22 protein-coding genes and 4 pseudogenes are annotated in these 24,484 nt (G+C 40.8%); 1 reads left to right on the forward strand and 25 read right to left on the reverse strand.

What is annotated here, in order from left to right:
- Positions 1 to 68: 68 nt before the first annotated feature.
- The 5 genes and pseudogenes from PBV87_RS07660 to PBV87_RS07680 form a co-directional block, all read right to left on the reverse strand.
- Positions 69 to 767: a diguanylate cyclase domain-containing protein gene (locus PBV87_RS07660; RefSeq protein WP_271011743.1), complete on the reverse strand. Its 699-nt coding sequence runs from the start codon at positions 765 to 767 to the stop codon at positions 69 to 71.
- A 1,089-nt stretch (positions 768 to 1,856) separates the two neighbouring features.
- Positions 1,857 to 2,123, reverse strand: coding sequence for a helix-turn-helix domain-containing protein (locus tag PBV87_RS07665; protein ID WP_330680354.1), 267 nt, complete (start codon positions 2,121 to 2,123; stop codon positions 1,857 to 1,859).
- Between the two features lie 3 nt (positions 2,124 to 2,126).
- A pseudogene (locus PBV87_RS07670) lies at positions 2,127 to 2,876 on the reverse strand (type IV secretory system conjugative DNA transfer family protein); the annotation flags it as partial.
- Between the two features lie 131 nt (positions 2,877 to 3,007).
- On the reverse strand, positions 3,008 to 4,888 hold the full coding sequence (ltrA, locus tag PBV87_RS07675; protein WP_271011807.1) for a group II intron reverse transcriptase/maturase: 1,881 nt from the start codon (positions 4,886 to 4,888) through the stop codon (positions 3,008 to 3,010).
- Positions 4,889 to 5,639: 751 nt separating this feature from the next.
- Positions 5,640 to 6,674, reverse strand: a pseudogene (locus tag PBV87_RS07680) (type IV secretory system conjugative DNA transfer family protein); the annotation flags it as partial.
- 207 nt (positions 6,675 to 6,881) lie between these two features.
- On the opposite strand from PBV87_RS07680, the gene PBV87_RS07685 reads away from it, so the two are divergent.
- Positions 6,882 to 7,727, forward strand: a complete 846-nt coding sequence (locus PBV87_RS07685; protein ID WP_271011745.1) for a metallophosphoesterase — start codon at positions 6,882 to 6,884, stop codon at positions 7,725 to 7,727.
- A 109-nt stretch (positions 7,728 to 7,836) separates the two neighbouring features.
- On the opposite strand, the gene PBV87_RS07690 is transcribed toward PBV87_RS07685, so the two are convergent.
- From PBV87_RS07690 to PBV87_RS07780, 20 genes and pseudogenes are all read right to left on the reverse strand, one after another.
- Positions 7,837 to 8,784 (reverse strand): DUF3991 and toprim domain-containing protein, encoded by a 948-nt coding sequence (locus PBV87_RS07690; protein WP_271011746.1) that lies wholly within the window; start codon positions 8,782 to 8,784, stop codon positions 7,837 to 7,839.
- A 10-nt stretch (positions 8,785 to 8,794) separates the two neighbouring features.
- Positions 8,795 to 8,920 carry a hypothetical protein gene (locus PBV87_RS07695; RefSeq protein WP_271011747.1) on the reverse strand — a complete coding sequence of 42 codons (126 nt, stop codon included), beginning with the start codon at positions 8,918 to 8,920 and terminating at the stop codon, positions 8,795 to 8,797.
- Positions 8,921 to 8,937: 17 nt separating this feature from the next.
- On the reverse strand, positions 8,938 to 11,670 hold the full coding sequence (gene mobP3, locus PBV87_RS07700) for a MobP3 family relaxase (RefSeq protein ID WP_271011748.1): 2,733 nt from the start codon (positions 11,668 to 11,670) through the stop codon (positions 8,938 to 8,940).
- The gene (locus PBV87_RS07705) at positions 11,670 to 12,092 is read right to left on the reverse strand and encodes a hypothetical protein (protein WP_271011749.1); all 423 of its coding nucleotides are present in this window, start codon (positions 12,090 to 12,092) and stop codon (positions 11,670 to 11,672) included. Before PBV87_RS07705 ends, mobP3 begins: the two co-directional genes overlap by 1 nt.
- 445 nt (positions 12,093 to 12,537) lie before the next feature.
- On the reverse strand, positions 12,538 to 12,783 hold the full coding sequence (locus PBV87_RS07710; RefSeq protein WP_271011750.1) for a DUF6103 family protein: 246 nt from the start codon (positions 12,781 to 12,783) through the stop codon (positions 12,538 to 12,540).
- 14 nt (positions 12,784 to 12,797) lie between these two features.
- Positions 12,798 to 13,172: a DUF3846 domain-containing protein gene (locus PBV87_RS07715; RefSeq protein ID WP_271011751.1), complete on the reverse strand. Its 375-nt coding sequence runs from the start codon at positions 13,170 to 13,172 to the stop codon at positions 12,798 to 12,800.
- A gap of 14 nt (positions 13,173 to 13,186) precedes the next feature.
- The gene (locus PBV87_RS07720; protein ID WP_271011752.1) at positions 13,187 to 13,753 is read right to left on the reverse strand and encodes a DUF6329 domain-containing protein; all 567 of its coding nucleotides are present in this window, start codon (positions 13,751 to 13,753) and stop codon (positions 13,187 to 13,189) included.
- A gap of 13 nt (positions 13,754 to 13,766) precedes the next feature.
- Positions 13,767 to 14,870: a M23 family metallopeptidase gene (locus tag PBV87_RS07725; RefSeq protein ID WP_271011753.1), complete on the reverse strand. Its 1,104-nt coding sequence runs from the start codon at positions 14,868 to 14,870 to the stop codon at positions 13,767 to 13,769.
- A gap of 97 nt (positions 14,871 to 14,967) precedes the next feature.
- A complete protein-coding gene (locus PBV87_RS07730; protein ID WP_271011754.1) occupies positions 14,968 to 15,873 on the reverse strand; it encodes a HipA domain-containing protein in 906 nt (301 codons plus the stop codon).
- A 4-nt stretch (positions 15,874 to 15,877) separates the two neighbouring features.
- Positions 15,878 to 16,321 carry a helix-turn-helix domain-containing protein gene (locus tag PBV87_RS07735; protein WP_271011755.1) on the reverse strand — a complete coding sequence of 148 codons (444 nt, stop codon included), beginning with the start codon at positions 16,319 to 16,321 and terminating at the stop codon, positions 15,878 to 15,880.
- Between the two features lie 64 nt (positions 16,322 to 16,385).
- The gene (locus tag PBV87_RS07740) at positions 16,386 to 18,218 is read right to left on the reverse strand and encodes a VirB4 family type IV secretion system protein (protein ID WP_271011756.1); all 1,833 of its coding nucleotides are present in this window, start codon (positions 18,216 to 18,218) and stop codon (positions 16,386 to 16,388) included.
- A 105-nt stretch (positions 18,219 to 18,323) separates the two neighbouring features.
- Complete coding sequence (locus tag PBV87_RS07745; RefSeq protein ID WP_271011757.1) at positions 18,324 to 18,737, reverse strand: DUF3795 domain-containing protein; 414 nt, start codon at positions 18,735 to 18,737, stop codon at positions 18,324 to 18,326.
- A gap of 140 nt (positions 18,738 to 18,877) precedes the next feature.
- Entirely contained in the window at positions 18,878 to 19,456 is a 579-nt protein-coding gene (locus PBV87_RS07750; protein WP_271011758.1) for a hypothetical protein, read from the reverse strand.
- Complete coding sequence (locus PBV87_RS07755) at positions 19,449 to 19,718, reverse strand: hypothetical protein (protein WP_271011759.1); 270 nt, start codon at positions 19,716 to 19,718, stop codon at positions 19,449 to 19,451. Before PBV87_RS07755 ends, PBV87_RS07750 begins: the two co-directional genes overlap by 8 nt.
- Entirely contained in the window at positions 19,719 to 20,948 is a 1,230-nt protein-coding gene (locus tag PBV87_RS23040; protein WP_416388421.1) for a DNA cytosine methyltransferase, read from the reverse strand.
- 9 nt (positions 20,949 to 20,957) lie between these two features.
- Positions 20,958 to 21,792 (reverse strand): annotated as a pseudogene (locus tag PBV87_RS23045) (DNA cytosine methyltransferase); the annotation flags it as partial.
- A gap of 8 nt (positions 21,793 to 21,800) precedes the next feature.
- Positions 21,801 to 22,637, reverse strand: coding sequence for a DUF7768 domain-containing protein (locus PBV87_RS22855; RefSeq protein WP_330680359.1), 837 nt, complete (start codon positions 22,635 to 22,637; stop codon positions 21,801 to 21,803).
- Positions 22,638 to 22,657: 20 nt separating this feature from the next.
- Positions 22,658 to 23,563 carry a conjugal transfer protein TrbL family protein gene (locus PBV87_RS07770; RefSeq protein WP_271011808.1) on the reverse strand — a complete coding sequence of 302 codons (906 nt, stop codon included), beginning with the start codon at positions 23,561 to 23,563 and terminating at the stop codon, positions 22,658 to 22,660.
- 89 nt (positions 23,564 to 23,652) lie between these two features.
- Positions 23,653 to 23,928, reverse strand: a pseudogene (locus PBV87_RS07775) (DUF6809 family protein); the annotation flags it as partial.
- 114 nt (positions 23,929 to 24,042) lie between these two features.
- Entirely contained in the window at positions 24,043 to 24,471 is a 429-nt protein-coding gene (locus tag PBV87_RS07780) for a hypothetical protein (RefSeq protein ID WP_271011761.1), read from the reverse strand.
- Positions 24,472 to 24,484 lie beyond the last annotated feature (13 nt).

Genomic DNA, 24,484 nt, shown 5'->3' on the forward strand with positions numbered 1-24,484 from the left:
TCAGGGTCTTACAACACACAGCACCTGCTGAAATAGTGAAGTGTCCTATGGTCTTTACTTTGATACATTCAAAAAACTGCTCTCCCCTCCGTTTGTTCGTACTCACTAGATAGACAGCAAAAAACATCTCCTTCTAAGCGATAGACCTTTTGAGAAGAATTCTCTTCCTCCAGACAAGCTGCAAAGAACTTAAGTTCTCGATCACCTGCCATTCGCCCATGTTTAATGTTAATGTCTTTCAAGTTATCTATCCCCAGCAGCACAAAATATCCTTGTGTATGATAGTGAAGGCTCTGCTTCACGTCCTCCAACATTTTTGCCCTATTAAACATACCCGTCAACATATCAACTTTATGCTTCAAAACAATATCGGAAACACGGCCAAGCAGGCACATCTCACCAGTTTCTGCATCTCGCATAACCCTGCCGCGACAGTTGATCCATAGAATCTCACCATCGCGATCCACGAGACGATAATCCATATTATGATCTGTACTTAACCCACTGTTTAGTCTCTCGAAGTCCTTCTGCAACCACATTAAATCTCTTGAATATACAATGTTGTGATAATCCTCTATAGAATACCACGGCTTTCCGTCGCTGGTTAGATTATAGTTCTTCTCAAACTCACCAAAGAACCAGCACTTATTTTCTTCCATTTGTATCACATACAAATAATCATCCGTGCAACGACTGAAATCCCGTAAAAATCGTAGATAGGATTTCAGTTCTAACTCATTTGTATGTATTTTTTCATCTTCCTTCATTGGAATTTCACTTCTCCTTAGCTATTATTATTTTGATTGTTACTTCGTCTGTGTCTGTATAGGAACTTCTTTGAATGGATTTCTGTACAAACAATCGCTTTTTATTAATTATTCATTACTACATAGTATCACTATGTGGCAACATTATCTGAGTATAGAGATACTCAGGCCATATCAAAGAAACTAACAACTTAAGAATATCTTTTTTATACCACCAAAGGCTCAGGACAAATAAATTTCGTAGAATGTAAAGATTGCTTTGCGAATCTTTATATTGGCTACTGCGCATAAAAAGTATGACTTTTTTTCTGCCTTATTCTGCATATCAGAACGCAAAAAGGCGCATCTCGCCTACGGAAAACCCGTAGACTAAATGCGCTCCTAAATAATATTATCACAAAATAATTGATTGCACCACAAAAAGACAGAACGACTCTGTCTGTCTGTCTGTCTGTCTGTCTGTCTGTCTGTCTGTCTGTCTGTCTGTCTGTCAAAGTATATTGCATTAGATACACCATTGTCAACTCCTATCTAAGGAAATTTACGCAAAGTCATACCTAATGTTTCATACTGCACATAGCGGCTGTTTTTATTTACCTTAAAAATATCATTAGGGTAACAGTTGCGATGCATTATAGCACTCTACATAAATTTATTTTACCAAAAAGAAAAATATATTGCAATACAAAATTTCGTATTTGGGGATGGTATTGCTCTTAGAAAATCAGTCTTTTAGTTAAAACTCTATTCTCATCTGTATTTTCGTAATTCTGAAGTGTTAACAATTAACCTAGAATCTTTCAAATTAACAAAAGTTGCCAATAATCATCTTGGTTATTCCATATTTTCTAGAAAAGTAACTTTTTGTATGTAATCACCTTTGACTCAGTCTTCTATTTTTCTTCTCTGTTATAAATGTTTCTTAAAGTGATACCTTCTGGATGGTTCACTATGAACTAAGGCTCCGTCCACTAAAAATTATCAAGAGCTTTTTTAAGCAAAAAATAATGCACATTTATATACAAATCATATCCACTATATAAATGCGTGCTCATCCCTTGGCGGAAAATATAGTTAATTGAAGCTACTTCACTTAATGAAATATCGGTTTGAAGTATAACTACCATTCTCACGATAGCGACATTCTTTATCAACCAAACCATAATGGATTAAGTCCGCTATGGCTCTTTTTACAGTGCTGACAGATAGGGAAGTGTCCTTTGCAATCATCTTAACGGCCGGCCAACATTCGCCATCTTTGTTACCCCTATCCTTTAAATACATATAGACAGTCTTTGCCCTTGGAGGCAAATCTTCTTTGTAAATTCTTTCAAAAAAGCTCATATATTGTATCATCTCCTATATTCTAAACTTTCTCTTTGATTTTTGCTCTATCATTTCCCGTTCACTAATCTGTGTATGTGACATTCTTCCGTAGGCATTGCTGTTTTCCTTTGATTCGGATAAAGGTGCTGGCGCTTTTATATCACTGATTGCCTTTAGAATATTTTTCTCCAATTCTTCTTTGTCGGCATAATAAACCTTGCGATGGGAGCGTTCCTTGGCTTCGTAGGTTTTGTTAAAGGTGATACCCCAATCAAGAAACAGCCTTAGCTTGGTCTGCATAGGATGTGCACCTGTTTTCATCACAACAAAATTGCCTTTCTTTAGCGACTTTAATTCATTGGCAGTAAGCAGAGGACGCTCCATCATCTGCAAAGACTGTGAGGCATCATTTTTTCCACGGCTAATGCTACCACTCATAACTGTGCGCGTTCCAAGTGCCTTGGACAAGGTTTCTGCTGTTTCGGAGTTAGGTGCAAATCCACCGAAGATGGTAAGCTGACAGTTATCGGTAATGATCTCAGAGCCTTCTTTGCCATAGTTTTTATCAAGTTGTGCAAAGGACTGAATGATAGGTACAACGGAAATTCTTCGGGAACGTCCTGCGGAGAGCATCATTTCAAAGCCATCAATCTTGGGGATTGTACCAATCTCATCAGCGTAGATAACCACCCTGTTGGGGAGCTTTCCACCATGCTCATCGGCTACAGCAAGAAGTTCACGATAGAACTGTTGGAGGAACAGTGATACCATAAAATACTTTGATAGTGATAGGTAAGCCTTTGATATCATCTCCAGCTTTTCCCCCACTTCACACCGTACATGACAGTTTCCCGTCATACGGCGTTCCATCACAGTTAAACTTCAATTAAATTTACACATTTTCAAACTCAAATTTATCCTATCGGATTAAGTTCGCATAGTTCTCGCAGATTATTTATTCGCCCTATTTGATAATCAGTCAATTTCAGACTTTCAAGCAATCTTCTTATCGTTTCCTCGGTTATCGCATGGATTAACCTGTGTACCTCAACATGAATTATTTTGAGATTTGAGTAACTGTCGTCACCGCCCAAACTTCTCGGCTTATTGTGATGACAATGTATCTCGTTTAATTCAAGTTGTCTGCTTGTGATCACACATTTTCCTATTTGTCCCGAATAGAGTGATATTCGATTATCGTTATACTCTATACTTCGGTTTTGGCTAGGATTTCGCATTAGGTAAAGTAAAATATCCATGTTTATACCTTTTAAATTTTTATGAATTTCGGCTCTGCCTGTAGCAGTATACTTATTTATGCTTGTCCGTTTCCACATAGGATTTTTATGCTGTACATAAGCTATCGGTATTATCGGCAGGTCATATACACTTCTAAGTTCCTTGCTTTTTCCGTAACGATTAAATATTGCTTTACATCTTAATTTTAATGTATCGGGACGTTTTAATCTGTTTTTGAGTTTTCGTTTTAGGGTTCGATTGACATGAAAAGATATTTTGTGAAAGTCTTTATTGACTTCCGTTGCTAAATTATAGTAATTGTGAATACCCATGACAAAAGAATTATATATACCGATATATTTATATGCGGTTTCTTTATCATCATGTTTTGCTATTTCGCTTATTGTTTCATTCGCTCGCTTTAATATATTTTTATGTGCTTTTTCTGTTATGTGAGATGTAACAATATATCTGGGTTGTCCGTTTGACTTTTTACCTTTGATTTTAGCCTTTAATCTAAATCCCAAAAACTCTGAATAGTGTCTTTTGAGATTTACTATCTTCGTGTTTTCGGGACTGATTTCAAGATTTAATCTTTCTTTCAACCATTTCTGTGTTACTATAAATAGTTTTTCAGCGTCATCTCTTGTACGACAGAATATTTTGAAGTCATCTGCACATCTGACAATGTAACATTCTTTCAGATTTGTTTTTCTAAGTGCAAAATATATAGGACTTTTATTTGCTACTCCGTTTTCGTGAATACTACATTTATAGTTGTAGTCAGTCGGAAATTCTTCCCACTGACTTGCTATCCACCAATCAAGTTCATTTAATACCACATTCGATAATAACGGACTGATAAGCGAGCCTTGCGGAGTACCCTTTTCGGGAAAGCCTATTCCCGCAACTTCTGCCTTTAGCATTGTGCTGATAATACTGATTAACTTCTTATCTCTTATTCCCAAATGCCACATCTGTTTTAGTAATTTCCCATGTGATATATTATCGAAAAAGCCTTTAATATCAATATCTATGACATAGTGCATATTCCTTTGTTGTATCATTGCTATTGCTTGAACAATAGCATGTTCTGCACTTCTATTCGGTCTGAAACCGTTAGAACGTTCATGGAATTTTGCTTCGCAGATTGGCTCTAAGACTTGCAATATACATTGCTGTATAAGCCTGTCTTTGATTGTGGGGATACCTAAAGGACGAGTTTTTCCATTTGCCTTAGGTATTTCTACTCTGCATATTTTGTTTGGAGTATACCATTCAAGCGATTTTACAATATTAGCGATTAGTTGTTGGTCCTTCCACCTTTTCAAATTTTCGATTGTTTTTCCGTCTACACCTGCGGTTTTACTACCTTTATTGATTTTCAGATTTCTGTATGCAAGTTTAATATTTTCCTCCGACATAATAAGTGTCATTAGATTTTTGAAAACTTTATTGTTTTTACTGTCTGCATACAATCTGTCAAGGGTAGTTTGTAAATCGTAATATTCACTGTTTCGCAGCTTACGACGTTTTGGTGCTTTTGAGTTTGCTATGGTCGGTTACCTTCTTATGTGAAAATCACATTTAGATTTACCTTTTTTAGTCATACTCGAACCCATAAAAATTGTGTAATTCTTTTATTTAGTTTTACTGTGACTAATGCCTATCCCTCCACCGCTTATTATCACGGTTTCATAGGTACTATGGCATCACTTTCAGCCAGATAAAATCAAGTTATATCAATATTGATTTTCCTTAATAACGTTTCGTTGCAATGTAACTTGCTCCACGTTCTGACCTTACCACGTTCCGATATTTCTATCTTTTTATTCATACCCTTAGGTGCCTCATCTAAGCCTGTAAGCTACTCTTGTGCCTGTAACACAATAAGGAATTTCATAACAACAAAATCTTACTTTTCCTCGGTTTACGTCCATATTCGGACAATAACATTTCTGCTATTCGGAAGTTTAGACCCGTACAATCTGAGGTTTGTCTGTAGTCTTTTACACCACATACTCACCATAGGTATATTTTAGACCTCCGACATATAGGCAACACCGTATACCTCTATACAGCTTTCCACAGCATTATCTGTTTGGGTTACTCTCTGCCGACTTCAGCGAGCTTCAGACAACCGAACGTTACATTTTCGCATTGCCTGTCGCAGTATCAAGGGGGCGTTTCGGGGCGTTACTCCGTCATTCCACCTCTCGAAATATCAGTTCTACAAGTTATTTATGAAATTTTTTCAATTTTCATTGAATGACTTGTGCCTAACCTTTTCAGTTAGGAACGTGTCGCACTGTTGTCCTCCTCCGGCAAGATTAAGAAGATTGCAGACTTCTCCTTACAAAACTTTTCTGCATCAATAGCGGTATGAAAACACAAAATCTGTTCAAGCTCAGTATCAAGAAAGGCATTGAGCTTTGAGAGTACGGTAGACAGAACAGATGCCATTGCTGCTTCGCTTGAGTTGAGCGCTGCACCAGCAAGCCATCTTGCCTTATGGGTAGACGGTAGCATCTCCATCATCACTTGAAATTGACTTTTTCCTTTCACCTTTGAGGGGACTGTGAGATCTTGTACCATTTTGAACACTGACACGATATGGCGTCTCTCTACCATCTGCCCATCAATTTTTGTAGGCGGCAAAAACTCTGCAAGGAGTAAAATCACCGCTGAGAGCAACCCCTCTGCCGAATCATAGAAAAACGCATTTTGCCCCATTGAGGAATTATCGCCGTTGGGAGCAATAATGGTCTTGGCAATAATCTTGGCATACTTTTCCGCCTTTGCTTTCGCCATCAGATTATTGTTGTCAGCACGGTAGATATCTATATATTTGTTAACGAGATGAAGCAGATTGTTGCCGTCACTCTTGGTGGGGTTACGCAAATCAATGACTGCAATATTGTAGCCATAGTTTTCTTTGGCGATGCTACCATAATTTCGAGCCAAATCTCCCTTAGTATCGGTGGTGATGAAGCTCATGCCACTGGCACAGGCATATTCCAAATTAGGATAGAGGAAGAATGCGGTTTTACCAACACCGGCAGCACCAATCATAAGGCAGTGAACATCGCCTATATCCACTAAACCTGTGACAGCATCTTTGTTTCCAAGAGAGCCAACAACCAAACCTTGCTCTTGGGGAAGATTTTCACCCTTACGCCAGTTGGGAACATCAAATAGAACTTGATTATATACTTGCTTAACTTCTTTCTTTGTTAGAAACCTTGCCACACCATGTTGACCGTCACCTACTGTTTTGCTTTTGATACCGTTAAGGGTGTAAAAGTGTGCCAACATAGAAAGGCCGCCTATGACGAGAAACATCAAGGCGGCAGAGGATATTAAAATGATCAGTGGTTCGTTCACGAGATGACTCCTTTCTTTTAGAAAATTTTTATGATAAAATTAATTTAACCGACTGCACATCACAGATGCTAGTCGTGAACATAATCTCCATTCTCTCGAAGTTATAACTTTGAGTAGTTGAGTGGGGTGTATTTATATAACATGAGTATCATTAGGAGAAAAATAATGAAAGTAAAATATTTCATAGCAATCCTGCTATGCTTATTCATCGCATTTATTTCGCTTGGTTTATATAATGGACTACGCATACAGGAATACGAGGTTGATGCTGAAAATATAGAAAACCATATCAAGATTGCACTCATTACAGATTTACATTCATGTAGTTACGGCGAAGATGAATCAGCACTAATAGACTTGTTGGACAAGGAAAGTCCTGACCTAGTTATGCTTGCAGGGGATATTTTTGATGATGTGATTTCCAATGATAATACGGTATTCTTTCTTGAGAATATAACAAAAAAATATCCATGCTATTATGTAACCGGGAATCACGAATATTGGAGCGGAAGAAGTGCGTTTGAAGAAAAAATGCAAATTCTCAAAAATTTCGGAGTGATCCATTTAAGCGCTGAAATGGAAATACTCACTATAAACAATGAAACAATAAATATTTGTGGGGTAGATGATCCTGATGCTGCAATGATTGCTTCTAGGGACAGAAATTACAGTACGCTGAGTTTTGAGGAACAAATCGAGAAAGTAAAAAAACTATCAGATAATGCAAACTATACAATTCTTCTTTCGCATAGGCCGGAATATCTGGATCGATACGTTACAGAAGGTTTTGACCTTGTGTTAAGCGGTCATGCACATGGCGGTCAATGGAGAATACCGGGATTAGTCAACGGAGTGTATGCTCCAAATCAAGGATGGTTTCCGAAGTATGCCGGTGGAAAGTACATAGTGGATAATACAACTATGATTGTAAGCAGAGGGCTTGCCAAAGAAAGCACCCGAATCCCCCGCTTTTATAATCGACCTGAAGTTGTGCTAATAGACCTCTATTAATTACCCATTATGAGCATTGCACTGTGTATGGATAAAAAAATTCTAAGACATAGGCAAATAAATATTTTCTTTATAACCGAGAGCATTACTGCCCTCGGTTATATGATTTTTAATCCATCTTTAAACTTATTTCTCGCTTTGGCTCTCTCTGTTGTTCCTGTAAGTCCTCATTGAAATCTTTAAGATTAGGCAGTAACCTTTTGACTGTAATTTCTCTTTCCACAAGTAGCTTTGCAAACTTATCCACAGCTTTTTGCCCGGCAGAGTCATTGTCAAGACAAAGAACAACGGTGGTTAAGCTTTGGTTATTATCAAGCTGTTTCAGCATTGCCTGTTCCGACAGACCACAGAGTGCCACATAGCTATGCTTTTTCCAATCGCTGTTTTTATACATACTGATAAATGACAGCATATCTATGGGTGCCTCAAAAACATAGAGTCTGTCACTTATACCTTTTCGATTGAAGCTGTAACTAGGATTACTACTGTCAATATTACCCTTGTAGCTTTTACCTTTGGAATAGATCCCACGCTTGTGTGCATGACGAGCTACGCCATTTTCATCGTAGCCAACAAAAATTGCATTGTGAAACTCGTTCTTTCCGTTCTTGGATTTTTCAAGGCTCTCATAAATTAGCTGTTCCCTTGCAAATGTCGATAGCACCTCACTGTCTAAACAGCGGTGCTTGATGAGATAGGCAAAGGTTCTTCGCATATCCTTATTCTGCGGCGGCAATTCAAAGGGCTTTTTCGGTTCTTCTACACGCTCCGATGCCTGATGGTAGACCGTTCCACAGCTACCGCCTAACAGCATGGTGACTGCATCGGGAAACGAAAGATTATAAAAACTCTTTACAAAATCAATGGCATAACCACCTTGCTCAGCAGCATGATCGTACCACTCATTGCCACGGACGGTAATGCTGTGATCACTGGAGAGTCTTTTTTCTCTGCCGGACGGCATCAGCTTTTCACCTTGTTGCAATAAAAAATGTTCAAGGTCAACACTATTGGCTCGTTCTTTTTCCTCATCGGTAAAATGAATGTATTTTGCCATAGACACCTCCTCAATTGTTTTTTCCCACTTTACGATGAAAGGCTATCCGTTTGATTGGGTAGCCTTTCGCATTCTGAGGGATATTGAATTTATTAGAAGGGAATATTTGATAGGGTTCTTTCTTGCTTTTCTTCATAAAATGCACCTCCTTTTTTAATATTCCAAACGCTGTTCGTGATCGTCCTGCTTATGACCTTGTGCCAGTTTCTTTTCTCTGAGTTTTCTCATGCGCTTGCTGTCAATCTTCAGACTGACAACAGATTTTTGCGATGGCTGATTATTTTCAAATATTTGACTCATGTGGTGCATGAGTCTTGTCACCGCAAAAGACACCGAGAGTTCTTTCCACCTGTCAATATTATCAAGAAAAAATTGAGCGTACTCATTGCCTTGCTCTGCCGACAGCGTAAACCATTTGATAGCAGTTTCCTTATCCTTTGGCACGTCCTTACCCATAAGATACAGCTTACCGAGAATATACCCCGCAAATTGATTTCCTTGTTCGACTGATGCTGAGAGATAGAACACAGCTTTCTGAGTATCCTTAGGTATCTGCTCACCTGCGAGATAAAGTTTACCGAGCTGATATTGTGAAAACTGATTTTGCTTTTCAGCCGATTGTGACAGCCAGTTTACTGCCTTTTGAATATCTCTGCAGCTTTCCTCATTGAGATAAATTTTACCCAGTGAGTATGCTGCCCACTCGTTGCCTTGTTCTGCCGACAAGGAAAACAGCTCCACAGCCTTAGTGAGGTTATGCTCTAAATGTTCACCTTTATAATAAAGTTTGGCAAGAGAATACTGTGCCAACTCATTTCCACTGTCTGAAGCAGTTTGCAGATACTTTAAGGCTGTTTGCAATTCTTCGGTGGTCAAATTATCTTCAGTAAGAATGAGTTTCGCCAAAGAATAACAGGCAAAGGGATTGCCCAGCTTTGCCGACTTTTCAAAGTATTCTTTTGCTTTAGGGACATCTTTTTCAGTGCCTATTCCATTTTGGAGTATCCACCCAAGGCGATATTGGATTTTGTCATCGTGATTTTGTTTTTCTAAGGCAACAAAACCTAGATAGGCTTTTTCAAAGTGATGAGTGCTTTGTTCTTTATCTTTTTCAGTACCAATGCCATCACGAAACATTTTTGCCACTTCAAAATAGGCATAAGGAAAACCTTGCTTTGCACTACGGAGATATAATTCAAAGGCTTTCTCATAGCTTTGCTCTACACCTTGTCCTCGATAGAAAAGACCGCCGAGGGAGTATTCTGCATACTTGTAGTTCTCTTTTGCCGATTTTTGAAACCATTCGGCGGCTAATTCATAGTCTTGTTCTGTACCATGACCCTGTGCATACATTTTGCCGATACGATATTCTAGGTATTTACAAGGCTTTTTGTTTTCTAGAAATAGTAACCCATCAAGAGCCTGCTTGTAATATCTCTGTGCTTTCTCAGTATCAATTTCCATACCAAGTCCGTCAGCATACATTCGCCCTAAATCAAAAACTGCAAGCATATTCCCATTTTGGGATTCTGCTTGCAGCAGCTCCAAGGCACATTCAAAGTCAGGCTCGTGGTCAGCATCGCCAAAGAGAAAAACACGAGCCTGTTTGTATTCCTCCGTCCATTTGACATAGGGTGAATTATTTTCTTCCATTCCTATTTCTTCCTCTGTATCTATAGGTTCGAGGAAACTGCTATCAGCAATTGTTTCCTCCTGCACAGATGATTCGTCAAGTTGCTCCATCTCATCAATCTCTGTAAGAATTATTTCACCCTTTGCAAGTCTATCCGCCTCATAGATAATGTGGTTTTTAATAGACTTAAACTCTTTCTGCTGTGACAAAGGAAAGATTGGTTCGGGAGTATCACGGTAGCTTGCAGTAATTTCACTTCTCATTTCGCACCACAACTTATAAGCGTGAGCTATGGACGGCTCCTTTGCAAGCTCATCGGTGATGTCGTCCACCAACTTTTTTGTGCGAGGGGGAAGATAACCATACACCCTTTTGCCTTGGGTGCATTCCAGATTTTCGGAAAGCTCTGCAAGCATTTTTTCAATAGCTGCGGTCTGCATTTCACCGGCAGAGATCTTCATGAAGAGCTGCTCTATCACTTTTTTACTCTCTGCTTTTAATGTATCTCTTCGTTTCGTCTGTTCGGCATAAATAGCAATCATTTCTTGTTTGAAAATTCCTGACACAAGCCCTGACTTTATTTTGGCAATCCCTTTTTTGTCAAGAAAGCCATGCCTTGCATTTTCACAATAACAAATCATGTGGATATGGGGATGGTGGTTTTCATCGTGGAAGGCAGCGTACCAACGAAACTCCTCCAAGGGAATTTTTAAGCTTTCTGCAATAGTTGGCGCATAGGATGAGAGGTAATCTTTCCATCGCTCGGCATTATCAAATTCGGTTCTAATTGCCTCCTCCCGCCTAAGAGAGATAATCGGTAGCCACACATTGCCTTCATGTTCGGAAACCTCTTTTGCTACTTTGGACAATATGATTTTATCACTGCCACCATTGAATAAACCGTGAGAGGATATCTTTTCTACTCTTGGACGGTTTGCAATGTAGTCAACATAGTTTTCTTTCTTCACAACCACATCAAGGTTATGTTCCAAGGCATTTGTAATAAACTCCGAGGCATTTTCAAGGGTTTTATTTTCTAGATAGTCCTCGTACTCAAATAGATTTTTGGTATCGGGAAATTCATTTAGAATTTGGGTAATGAGCTGCTCCTGCTTTTTCGTAGCGGGAAGATTTTTATTTCGGATGACCATTTTCTGCACACCATCTCTGGTAGCAATGTAGCTGACGAGATTTTCTTTATGTGCTGTGTCACCGCTTTTCAGATATGGACACTTGAATATGACTCTTGGCATTAGTCAATCAATCCCTGCTGATATTTTACGGCATCCTCCATATTGATTCTGCCTTTGTTGCGTTTGACCTCCTGCACACATCTACCACGAAGCTTATGCAAATCTTCATCACTGATTTCAAGACCTGCGGCAAGAATATTCATCATCATGCTCATCTCAACCGACAGGCGAAAGAGATTTGCAGACTGTCGATTCTCTGTTTCCTTAAGTGTACCACTGATAGATTCCAACAGGATTTTGGAAAGGTAGGTTGTGGAACTTTGACTGCTGAGATAGCCAATATAAAATTCCACGGCTTTCTCAATAAAATCACTGCGATTTTTACAATCGGTAAGTTCCAAATTTCTATCTATCTTCAGATATGTTTCAGGATATAACCACATAGCACTTCTTTTCTTGTTTTCATAATTTGTTTTTTTCATAATTGCACTCCTTTACTCGTTTGTACACCTTGCCGACCACCCAAAAAAGGCTTAAACACTAGATTTTATGTTGTTCCGACCACCTAAGTGACTCAAAACGCTAAAACTGACCACCTAAAAACATGCACAATGAATGAAGCTGTAAGAGGTTAAAGCCTTGAACGGTGTGGCTTTTGCGGTCGGCATTGCCGTCCGCCGTAATCAAGAGGAGGTCGTTTGCGACCACCTCTCTTTATCCTGCACCAAAATCGAACGGTAAATTTCCACCTAAATCAGCTCTATTTACCACCGTATTTCTCATCGATTTTTTGGCTTACTTTTTCATTTCGCCAAATTGCCCTCAAAACGCCCCCATCCGTGCCTATGGGTGTTGTTATCCTACCTATGGCGATAAAATCGCACACAGGGGCAGACAGATGGCAACACGATGGAGTCTGCTGTTTTATCACATGGTGTTACCACTGACGGACGGTTCTGCTACTTTAGGTTTCTTCGCTTTTGCTGTGTATTTGCTGTCCTCAGAGGCTTCGTCAATGTACTCGCGGACAGGTGCTGGAACATATTTTTCATAGAGCTTTCCCAGTGCATCAATAAGCTCCTGTTCCAAGGACACCTCTTTTTTCTTCATATATCGCTTAGTGGCTCGGAGCTTTTCACTCTCCATTTGTACCGAAACAGTTTCTTTTTTCATATTCAATCCTCCTATTAATAATCAAATCCGATGAAGGTCATGCGAGGTTCAAGCTCAAGTTCTTCACCTGTAAAGGTTGGAACATCAGAAAATTGCTGGGTGTATTTTTGGATTTGTTCCTCGTTCAAAGAGGTGAACTCGCCATCGGGTGTATCACCACAAAGGAAAAACGGACCGCAAATAATATCGTTTTCAATCCTACGGTTGGGTTCCATACCGTTGATTTTACCTTCCTCATTGATGATAGCGAGGCAACCATCTTCAAGATAAACACATTCAATCAGACCGCCTACTTCTGCTTGCAAGGCTGCAAGTTCATTTTGAATTTCTTTTACCTGAGGAGGCTCACCGACCTCAACCTTTACCACTTTCATCATAGATCCTTTCATTTTAAAACGCTCCTTTACATCTGCATTGTGGGTTCGGATATGGTTTGCTCTATTTTAAATTCCTCCTTGAGCTTGAGATAAAAGACATCATCTTCAATTTCAATATCAGAAAATTCCTCACATTCTTGAAGCTTGTGGAGGAGAATTATACCAATACCGTTGTCATCGGTGACGAGTAATTCATAATGTTTTTCTGCACTCTCACAGTCAAAGGCATACTCACATTCGTCTGACATTTGGATGGCATCCTTTACAATCTGCTCGGCTACCAGTGAAATTTGCTTATCTACATATTCTTTTGCATTAGGCATAAACGCTGTATAGCGAGCGTAGTCATAGCCTTGGCTGTCTAAAATGCCGTCACCGCTTTCTGTATTGAGGGCAAGAAGTCCATGGATAACACCTGCAGAGTCTACATACATATACTTGTTTAAATCTGAAATGAAGCTGTGATTTTCCATGAGGCTATCACAGAAATATTCAAAGGCTTCGTTATCCATTTCATAAATCGCCTCAATGGTACAGGGCTTCGGTTCGATTACCGATACTTTTCTTTCAAAAATTGTATTTGTTGATAGCATAAAATCCTCCTTTTTACGGTAAATAACTTCTTGGGTTTTGCTTCTCTCCACCAATACGAACTTCAAAGTGGAGGTGGTTGCCTGTGCTTCTGCCTGTCGTTCCTACCTCTCCAATCTTGTCACCGGCTTTCACTTGCTGTCCTTCGCTGACAAGAATTTTAGAGCAGTGGGCATACAATGTGACGAAGCCACCGCCATGATCCACCATGACATGATAGCCATATCCTGAGGTAGAGTACCGAACCACATAGACGGTTCCGTCCAGTGCAGAGCGAATGGGTGTACCTTTAGGTGCGCCCATATCCAGGCCACCATGACCTTTTGTCTGCCCGGTGAATGGGTCTTTTCGGTACCCAAATTCCGAGGTGACCATGCTCCGCCAATTTTCACCTAACGGTGAACAGAAACCATCTGCACCGATAAACGGTGCATCTGAAGTTGGCAATCCGTTAGACCAATCATCAAACTCTTGTCCATAGGTGGGAGCTGGTCTGCCATACAATACCCGATAATAAATTTCTGTGGCGTTAATTTGATGCTCTGTGGTGACGGTTACCCCCATCACAGAGGAGATGTTTGCGTATACCACGGGCAGTTCTTTTATCGGAACTGCCACGATATAGGTTTCTTCTTCTGTAGTTTCATTGCCCTCTGCATCGGTGGTGGTGACGGTTCGTGTACGTTCTTCATAGGTGACAAACGCATCTACAAACCGCTTGTGTTCCACTCGTGATGGACTTTCAGCGCCGAAAAACAGAGCATAAAAAATAGCCTTAACTCTTGTCGAGTCGAGGCTATCTCCATCTTCCATTTCACTGTTTACCGATGCAATTGTGCCTTCCAACAATGTAAAGCTGCTACGCATATCTTCAATGTATCCTCTATAATCTTCGGGGACATTACCCGAAATCACACCCCCATCAAAGCACAATCCCACAGCAGTGTTGTTATGATCTGCTGTGCCGGAGAGCAGTCCACAGATTAACACAACGATTAAAATAATAGGCGAGAGGATAAGACCAATTGTCCAAGCGATGCCTTTACATATTCGCTCATCGCTCAGAGTGGTGGCCGCTGCCTTTGCTACAAGGAGCGTTGTAGATATTGCTTCTGCCAAATAATCACCTCCATAAAAAAATCACCCACCATGGCGGTGAGTGATTTCATCTAAATATTTATAGCTCAAATTCTTGTATCAGTTCCAATGCCCCTCATTACTCTTGCTGTGAAAGTTCCTGCTTTAAAAGTAACTCCATGCTGTGGTCCAGGATTTTTGCCTTTCTCTCGAAGACCATGACTTTGTAAAAATCCTTCTGCATCTCTGTAATTGCAGGTGTTTCATCAATCAGACAACAGATGCTCTCCATATTAATACGTTCTCCCATTCTTTTTAATGCTCTGTTGCAATCCTCGTTTTGAAGGGAAGAGATGTAGTCAAAGTAGGATATTTTTTTACCATTCTCTAAAATAGCCGAGGTAGGAAAGAGATAAATTCGCTGGTTAATCTCTTCTTCATTATTCAAAACAGTTTCCATCATCGTACTATCCATTTGCGGATAAAGGCAAGAACCACAGTCATAGACTGGAGCAATCTGCGCATATTGTTTTTGCTCATCAATCAGAATACCCCAGTTTCCATTGTGCCGATCGAAGTTGCCTAAAAAGGCATCTACAATAAACATATCCCAAAAGAAATCTTTTAGTTTTTGTGGATCAACGAGTGACTGTTCCTCAATTGCTTTTAAAATTGAGGTGATGTCTGTACCATATCCACTTTGCTCACTATCTACACAGGTATTCTTCAGATGGGCAAACTCCATCAGCTTTTTGCCATCGGCAGTGAAATCCTTACAGGCAACTACGACTTTTTCTTTTCCACGTTTATCAGTGTATGTGCCAAGCAATGTCTGCTGCACATCGAAGCCAAGGGTTTCGATGATGTGGCAGGCAAGATATTCACTGATGCAGCTATTGGTATAGCTCATCACTTTACTTTTATTTGGTACCGGTGGAAACTTCAACATATAGCTTGTGCCTTCATATATAATATTGATTTTGTTTCCATTGGCACCGCCATAGCCCTTAAATTTATTGACAGGACAGTTTGTAAAATCAATCATTTTCTCACTCCTCTTCTTCTCCATAGAGGTATTTTGTTCTCAAATAATTTGCCTGTTCTTCCGATATTACGCCTGCCCAAAGGTCGGCATTGATAGACCCATACAGTTCTCCCCACAGACAATCCATATAGGTTACCCTATCTTTTTCTCCCTGTATATAGTCACTGATTGCTTTTTGAAGATGGGCAGAAAGATTTGTTTCCAAATAGGAACGATCCTGTGGTTTACCGTTATTCGTATTTTCAGAAGGCTCAGGCAGAAGCTTTAAAACTTCTTCAATGGTCATTTCAAAGGCACTTGATAACTTTTGAAGAGTCTGCGCATTGCACCTTGCAAGACTTGTTTTGCCAGAGCAAATATCGGAGAGTGTTGCCCAGGGGATACCACTTATCTTTGATAAACTGTACTTGGACATTCCTTTTTCTTTTATAATTTCATTGATTGTCATTTTCATCACCACCATCATTGTATCGGACTTCCGATATATCGTCAAGTGGATTTGTTTTAGCTTATCATCTGCCACCTGCCTTTCCGAATAACTTTTCCTTGTAACTTGGTGCATGGACAGCAAGGTTGTATCGCTCGTTACCGCATTTGTACAGACACACTCCACGCTGTGGGAAACGAATGAGCTTGTATTCGCTTTCCTCTAGCTGCAAGGTATCCATATAGAACTTGGCATCCACTGCTCCTGCGTTAAACAAGAATTGATGGGTAGGGATAGAGAACAAGGGCTTTGTCATCTCACGGATGCCCTCAATATTAAAGTCCTCCAAATTCTGACTGGACAGAATAACGGAGGACTCTTTCTTTCGCACTCGCTTCATAAAGTTGCGAATATATTCGATTGCTGTTAAATTGGTGAGGAACAAATACAATTCATCAATGGCGGCGGCGGTGTTCCCCTCGGTGAGCAGCTTATCCGACATGAAGGACAGCACATTGAAAAGCAGAGCGTTCTTTACATTCTTACTTGCTTGTAAAAGCCCTTTCACACCAAACACAATAAAGTGGTCTGAGGTGATGTTGGTATACCCATTAAAAAACTTACTTTCCGCACCCATGCACATGGAGTGTAATCCTAAGAGAATTTCCTGTAAAAGCTCTGCTGTGTAAATCTGATACTTGTTGCTGTCGTATCCCTTGTATTCTTCCTCAATCAATGTGTAGAGGTCGGATAGGATTGGATATTCTTCTGCCTGTAATGTAGTAAAATCAGTGCTGTCGCTGATGCCCCATTTGATATAGAGCTTCGAGAGCATGATTTCAATGACATCAATATGCTTGTCGGTGAAGTCCTTGTAGCAACGGAAGAAGTCCTTTAGGAATGAGATATGCTGACTTAATTTTGTGGCTTGTCTAAATGCAATGGGTGCATCCTTATCCTGGGGAGAACCACCATCATCCCAACTTTTAGGTTCAAGTGGGTTAATCATATATTGTCCACTCATCAGGTCGATGAAACAACCACCTAAATTTTCAGCAAGCTCTGCGAACTCATGCTCAGGATCAAGGACAATAACTTTCTTGCCACTCTCTAAGATATTGCACAAAATTAGCTTTAAAAGATAGCTTTTGCCTTGCCCTGAGTTGCCAAGAATTAGGATACAAGGATTGGTTTTATCATCATCTCTTTTATCAAAATCCACAAGGATATTTGAACCAAACTTATCTCTCCCAAGATAAAAGCCATGACTATCGGTTTTGCCTGAATAGTTAAAAGGGTAAAGGTTGGCAACGGATGAGGCGGGCAATACTCGTTCATACTGATTGCCAAACACATTTCGCCCACTGGGTCCGACACATAAAAAGCCTTGCTGTTGACGGAGCAACAACCTATCCACATTAAGCTTTGAGCGTACAAGCTCTGTCAGCACATCTGTCTGCAATAGCTTTAGGCTGTCGTAGTCGCTGGCTGTCAATTCGATGTAAACAGCACAGTGGAGGAGAGGTTCTCGGTTACGGTGCATAGTGGACACCAGTGTCACCACATCCTGTAGATTGCTTTCGGCCGTAACCGTTTCCTTTAGGTCATTGGTATTTGCCGTTTTCATACGATTCTTATTGGTGGCATTGTGAATAATTCTTTTTTCTTCTGTGGGTGTCACTTGCCTTGTATAAATCCGTAGTGTTACACCATCTTTCTCTCCGAGGTGGCGGAGGATTGCTTGCTCCTGCGTGCTTGTGGGATATTCTCTAAGGGCATAAACGCATCGAAAAGTGTTGCCGCAGGTATAGTGGTCGGTGTTAAACTTCACTACCGCAGGTGCAATCATATCCAAGTAGGTTTTGATTTTGCTGTCAGTAGAGGGTTCTGATTTCTGTTTTTTCATTGATTTCATCATTCCTTTCTCTGTTTTAAAAATGAAAAAAGCAACCTCACGAATGAAGTTGCTTTAGGGTAATTCAGATTTTATTGGGTTGTGATTTTTTGATTATGTAGGTTTTACTCATTTCACCCGCCATTGACATTCGCTACATTCCGCATCATGAATGGAAATTATTCCACCACAATTAGGGCAGGTATATCTCTCTTTTTGCTGTTCCATGAAGGCAGTCAAACCATTTGCTTTAACAAACTGGCTGTTTTCTACAAGACTTGCTCCATATCTGGTATTATAACTTTTCTCAAGATTTTTAATTAGCTTACAAGGGTATTCACTGCATTCATAGCAATAAGAAACACCTTTCAGTTTGACACAATCTTTAATCTTGCACTTGCGACAATGCTCTGGCTTTCCCTCGTCACTTTTCAAACAACCGTCACAAGGTTTTTTCATATAGCAGTGCTTATAGCAAACTTTACAGTTCATTCCGCAAGGAGCAAACATGATGGTTTCAATTGGTTCCGACGGCATTTTCACGGTAAGTATCCTCCCTACAAGATTATATAAATAATAAACATTTTCTATTTTAAGACAACTTCCTTTACAAAAAAATTATCTTTATCAAGCTATGTTTTATTCATTATATTACTTTTAGAAAAGATTTTCAATCGTAATACCTACTGCTCCCCAAGCACCACCCAACGCTCACCATCAAAGTCCTCGTACTTATCGGTCGTGACATTTTGCTCGAAATATACCCCGAGGATTCTTTTGATGTCGGCATTTTCGGCTCGTCTTGTGGTGAACCCTTGGTCTTTTAGGCTCTTTTCAATTCGTGAGAGATAGGGAAACACATCGCTTTCTTTTTCATTTCTAAGACGAATGATGATTAAAAACTCTCTTGCTGTTGCCATCTGCACCTGCATTCGGTCAAGATTTTGACTATCCTTTTGGAGCAGACTGCGGATGATTGGATTCGGTTCTTCCTCCAAACGCCTTTGTAAAAAGCTCTTGTTATCATCAAAATTCTCTTTGGAATTCAGACAGAGCATTTCGATTTCTGCGATGCCTTTTAGCACAGTCATGAGAGCATAGATTCTGCTGCTGACACTGCTTTCGGACAAGACAGAGATGTTGGTGGGGTGAATAATAAAATATACAAGCTCCCCATAAGGAGTGACAAGGCTGTAATCGGTGATGGTTTCAATGTTCATGAGGCTCTGTGTGGATACAGAGCCCTTTTCTTTTTTACTCATCTGTTGACCTCCATTCGTATTGCTGTGGCTTTAAGAAAAAGAAAGCAACAGCGTATTTGATAAAATCAAGGATGCTCACATCCTCAAATCGAATTGACAAAAAGGCATACACTGCGGTGATGACGATGGGCAATAACAGACCTGTCTGCGATAACGCAAAAACAGAGATAAGCAATCCAATGCTGATGATACCAATGTCACGCAATTCCCATAGCCATAGTGTTGCCTTGGATTTTAAATTGTCGGGATATAGATATTCCAATTAGGTTTCCTCCTTTTGTTGTTTCAAAAAGAAAGCAATCCCACGCATGACAAAGTCAACACATGGAATTGCTACACTGTTTCCAAGAGCCTTGTATCTTGGGCTATCGGCGGCTTTTTCAATAGCTGTCCACCCATCGGGGAACCCTTGAAGCCTTTCACACTCCAAGGGTGTCAGCCTGCGAACAAGGTTTCGTTTGACAGCAAGATTTTCACTGCCCCCGCCATTGGTGCCTCCACTGGCTCTGAGGGTGCTGATACCCTCAGCAAAATCGGCATAACCGATGCCTCCGAACACTGCCGAGGCATCATCTATGATACACTTATCCTGTGACACATATTGATTGCCAATGCCCTTGTGGTCACCGTTGCACAATGCACCCACTGTTTCTTGGTAGGTTCTGTCCGCAATGCATTTGTCCTGATTGACATAGACCGTGTTCACACCCTTATAGTCACGAGCCATCAAAGCTCCCACCACTTCTTGATAGGGTTCGGGCGTATAGATTGCATGAATGTCGCTGGTGGTAAGGGTGTAGCTGATGTCTTTCTGCACACCTTGTCCGTTCCCACCGTTTTGGGGTTGTCGGTCGATGGTATTGGCTGCAATGCAATAGCTTTCCTGTGGCTGTAAAATCGCCACACCGCCTTGGTTTTTGCTTGGATCGGGGTTAGAGGTGTCAAGGGTTCGTGACTTATCTGTTTCTCTGCAACCCGAATGTGGGTTTGACGATTTCATGGAATTGCTGTCCTTGCTGTCAAAACTAAAAGCAATGGGCTGGGATAATAGCGGAATATTATTTCCGCCTGTTCCATAAGTAGCTGCCACAGTGGGCGCAACCTTTAGTGGTCCGTTATAGCGACAGTCCTTGCCATGATTATCAAATAACACAGGCTGATTGTTCCCACTGGTTCCTGCTGCTGAGGTAATGGTTGGAGAGAGGTTCTCACAAACTTCAGCACCACCTTGCTGACTTCCCATCACAATAGGCAGATTACCACCCATTCCTGCACGGAGGGTTGCAGTAATATCCTCTGTCACATCCATTCTTTCACCGCCTTGGTCGTTGAGGCAGATAGTGGGTTCTATGACTCCATTTCTGCCGGTGCTACCTCCACAATTTGTACCGAGAGTAGCAGCAACTTGTCCTGTGATGTCACCGGCATATCCATCGTATCCGATTTTTTCTTTCTGATTTAAGGGTTCTTTCACAAAGGTTTGCATCTGCATATTTTGTGTGGCAAGCAAAGTTCCCGAAACATTGTCAAGGTCAATCCCTTCGTTCCGCTGATTGATATGATAGGATTTTAGTTCAGACATATCCGCTTCTGTTTCAACAGTTTCTCTTAACCCTGCCTGTATTTCAAGTGCTGTTTTCAACTGTAGTGGAAGTCCTTTATCCCTCGCTTTGGCTCTCCGTAGAATCCCCAAACAGGCTGTCTTGCTTAAATAGTATTTCTGGGGCGGTGCCTCCTGCAAAATCTGCGACAAGGAAGATACGACGGCGTCTTTGGGCGACTCCCCAGTATTGAGCATCGAGGACACGCCAAGCCAAGCTGAATTCGTTTCCCAAAATGGCAATCCCAGCAGATTGCCATTTCCCGGTGTCAGGTCGAGGCACATCACAGATGCTGTACTTAATTCGGATAATTTCTTCGATGACCGCCCTGAAATCTTCGCCCTCGGCGGAGCTGAAAGCTCCGGGGACATTCTCCCAAACGAGGTATCGAGGTCGAATAAGGTGAGCTGGCATACCTCTTTGTTCATCGGCTTTTCTCATCTCCTTTGCTATGCGTGTTTGCTCCATAAAAAGTCCCGAGCGTTCTCCCTCCAGTCCTGCTCGTTTGCCTGCAACAGATAAGTCCTGGCAAGGTGAGCCACCGCAGATGATATCCACAGGAGGAAGTGTTGCTCCATTTAGTTTTGTGATATCCCCGACATGAATCATATCGGGAAATCGCACTTTCGTCACTTCAATGGGAAAGGTTTCAATTTCACTTGCCCACACGGGGACAATTCCATTATGAATGGCTGCTAGCGGAAAGCCACCGATCCCATCGAAGAGGCTCCCCATAGTTATCATTACTGGTACCCCATTGTTCCGATGCCGGATAGGGTATGCTCACTGCATGGATATGCCTCATCTATAACGATACGGCCTTGTGCCTCGATTTCGGCATTCTTGCCCTCTGACTGTAGCCAGTCAAGATATCCCGGTTCTGCATTCTTTCGAATCGTGTCAGGTAACCATGCCACAGGCAGTGAGAACGGTTTCTTAAAATATGCCGTTTCCTGCTCAATGGTATACAGCAATGTTTCATGCACCATCGGAAGCCACTGACTCCACTGTTCCGGCGATTCATCAAAGGAAAAACTTGCTACTAGGACATCTTCATAGCAATCCCAACTTTCACTCCTATCGGTGTTCCACATATAATCAGCCGTTGTGATTGAAGCCGATTCATCGTTGCAGTTAACCCATAGGATTCTGTCTAAATCCGGTAGATAAAACTGTATAGTGCCAACCATACAGTTGCCGCCTGTGTTTCCATAGTCCTTACTCTTTACTTCAAAATTTTTAGGATTAAAAGCGGGAATTACATTTTGAACAACATCCAGTTCTTGATACACAATGGGCATTTTAAATTCCTTGGCTCTCTCGATTTCCATTGACATACCTTGAGAGATACGCTTGCCAAATACCCACAGCTCATCACAGGCCTTTAGTATAGCAAGTCCCATATCTAAACCAAGCTGTCGTTCCTTTGGATTATGCTCATCTAAAATATTTGGATAGAGCAAATGTGGACAAAAAAATGCGTGTCCCTGTTCCATAACATGGTGACACGCAGTCTTTGCAAATTCAGTATTCTTTTGGATATCCCCGGCATAAGGGGATGCTACATATATGATTTTCATAGGCTAATTCCTTTCCATATTTACTTTGGTGCTACTGCCTGCACCACGGTTCTTGTTGTATTTACAGCTGCTTGTGCCGTGTAGACAGCACTCATCATGTTGGCTCTGGTGCTGGTGTCCAGTCCAAAGGCTCCGGCAATTCTCGGTACTTCTCCTGCTGCAAGCATAAGTCCAAGCCCCAATAAGCAATGGTCTTTGAGTACCATCAGTCCTGCAGTTAAAATCGTGGCCTGCAAAAAGGTAGTAAGACAAAGTCCTACAATTTGCTTGCACCACTGAATGAAACCGTCATAGTATCCTCGTGGGACAGAGAACATATATAGGCTGCCAACAGCAATTTGTATCAGTAGAATACCACCACGCTTGAGGTTGGCAAAAAACACTTTAATGACTGCGTATCCCATCATAATGATGATAAACAGCAAAAGGATAGGGCTTGTGATAGCACTTAGTCCACCGAAGATACCTGAACCCATGGCATTTTCAATACCATCTGTAACAGACAGTCCCGAGATAATGTCTTTTGCCACTTCTCCAAAACTGGTACCGTATCCTGTGATGCCTGCGGTTAAGCTCCTTTGCAGATTGACGGATAATTCAAACAGCCGAATAGGAACAATGGTAAAAAGAGATACTGCCATAAACCCTTTTAGGGCATTCAGCATGGATTCTTTAACACTGCCCTTGCCACTTTGGTATTCAATTCCTGTTTCAAAACAGGAAACCACCAGACCAATGACATAGAGCGACCATGCAAGGTAGGAGAAAAACAGTACAATGCTTTGCACCCATGTCATCTCAAACAGCTCCACACCCATATTTCCCATTTGAGCAAAGAATGCACCCAAAAAGCCAACTACTTGGCCATATAGCCAATCGATGAGCTGATCCATGACATCGCCAAGAATAAAATCCCATATAAACAATTGATAATCACCCCCTGTGAAAAGATTAAGGCGTACCGTTTTCACGATACACCTTTTGGATTGGCATAAAAAATGACGAGTTGTTAAACCTATTTTAGGTCTAACAGCTCGTCATCTGTTTCAAAGATTTCCAGTATCATTTTTGCACCCAATCGGAAGCCAAGGGTAAAATGTTCTTCGCCATTTGCTTTACTGATGCTACCCCAAGTAGATATAATCTCATCAAGGAGCTTCTTTTCCTCATCAGACAGCTTTTTCTCAAGAGTATCTGCTAATTCAGCCATCTTGATTTGCAACTCTTGATATTTACTGCCATTTTCAATGGGTCTTGATTGCGGTGTTATATTACCATTGTACAGCTCACTAAGTACTTTTTTCTTTTTCTACATTTTTTTCACCTCTCTTTCAAGCACAACACATTACCACAAGATACAGAATTTATCTATACCAAATATCAACGAAAACTACTGTATGTTGTTTTACATCGACATTGTGGGGTAATCTGATTCTTTTAGTTCCATACTCTGCTCCATAAACAGTTCAGCATAATCGCTAATCTGCTCGGAAAGCAGTTCCATATCTCTTGGGGTAGGCTTGTACACATACCACTCTGCAGCATTACCGTCCTTCCAAATATATGGGGTGATACCATCTTTGAAGTTTGGGTTGCTCACTTGCTTTTTACCCCAAATATCTTCAAACTTGATTGTAATCCTGTCGAGCACTCCGTTATTCTTGTCGATGGCACTAATACTGAGTGCTTCGTAATGGTCGGCATAGCCAAGTGTGGTAAAGAAAAGCTTCAAGCGATTGTTCTCTCCAAGAGGGATATACATGGCATTGCCGATACACTTTCTATGGTCAAAGCTCTCCGTGCATTTCATTAGTTCATTTATAAAAAAACTCATAGTTTCTACCTCC

This window comes from Holtiella tumoricola, assembly GCF_027857615.1.
GTDB classification, from domain to species: domain Bacteria; phylum Bacillota; class Clostridia; order Lachnospirales; family Cellulosilyticaceae; genus Holtiella; species Holtiella tumoricola.

Excerpts from the sequence above, each read along its gene's own strand:
- PBV87_RS07660 (WP_271011743.1), bottom strand. The coding sequence starts at position 767 with ATGAAGGAAGATGAAAAAATACATACAAATGAGTTAGAACTGAAATCC.
- PBV87_RS07665 (WP_330680354.1), bottom strand. The coding sequence starts at position 2,123 with ATGATACAATATATGAGCTTTTTTGAAAGAATTTACAAAGAAGATTTG.
- PBV87_RS07685 (WP_271011745.1), top strand. The coding sequence starts at position 6,882 with ATGAAAGTAAAATATTTCATAGCAATCCTGCTATGCTTATTCATCGCA.
- PBV87_RS07690 (WP_271011746.1), bottom strand. The coding sequence starts at position 8,784 with ATGGCAAAATACATTCATTTTACCGATGAGGAAAAAGAACGAGCCAAT.
- PBV87_RS07695 (WP_271011747.1), bottom strand. The coding sequence starts at position 8,920 with ATGAAGAAAAGCAAGAAAGAACCCTATCAAATATTCCCTTCTAATAAA.
- mobP3 (WP_271011748.1), bottom strand. The coding sequence starts at position 11,670 with ATGCCAAGAGTCATATTCAAGTGTCCATATCTGAAAAGCGGTGACACA.
- PBV87_RS07705 (WP_271011749.1), bottom strand. The coding sequence starts at position 12,092 with ATGAAAAAAACAAATTATGAAAACAAGAAAAGAAGTGCTATGTGGTTA.
- PBV87_RS07710 (WP_271011750.1), bottom strand. The coding sequence starts at position 12,783 with ATGAAAAAAGAAACTGTTTCGGTACAAATGGAGAGTGAAAAGCTCCGA.
- PBV87_RS07715 (WP_271011751.1), bottom strand. The coding sequence starts at position 13,172 with ATGAAAGGATCTATGATGAAAGTGGTAAAGGTTGAGGTCGGTGAGCCT.
- PBV87_RS07720 (WP_271011752.1), bottom strand. The coding sequence starts at position 13,753 with ATGCTATCAACAAATACAATTTTTGAAAGAAAAGTATCGGTAATCGAA.
- PBV87_RS07730 (WP_271011754.1), bottom strand. The coding sequence starts at position 15,873 with ATGATTGATTTTACAAACTGTCCTGTCAATAAATTTAAGGGCTATGGC.
- PBV87_RS07735 (WP_271011755.1), bottom strand. The coding sequence starts at position 16,321 with ATGACAATCAATGAAATTATAAAAGAAAAAGGAATGTCCAAGTACAGT.
- PBV87_RS07740 (WP_271011756.1), bottom strand. The coding sequence starts at position 18,218 with ATGATGAAATCAATGAAAAAACAGAAATCAGAACCCTCTACTGACAGC.
- PBV87_RS07750 (WP_271011758.1), bottom strand. The coding sequence starts at position 19,456 with ATGAGTAAAAAAGAAAAGGGCTCTGTATCCACACAGAGCCTCATGAAC.
- PBV87_RS23040 (WP_416388421.1), bottom strand. The coding sequence starts at position 20,948 with ATGCAGATGCAAACCTTTGTGAAAGAACCCTTAAATCAGAAAGAAAAA.
- PBV87_RS22855 (WP_330680359.1), bottom strand. The coding sequence starts at position 22,637 with ATGAAAATCATATATGTAGCATCCCCTTATGCCGGGGATATCCAAAAG.
- PBV87_RS07780 (WP_271011761.1), bottom strand. The coding sequence starts at position 24,471 with ATGAGTTTTTTTATAAATGAACTAATGAAATGCACGGAGAGCTTTGAC.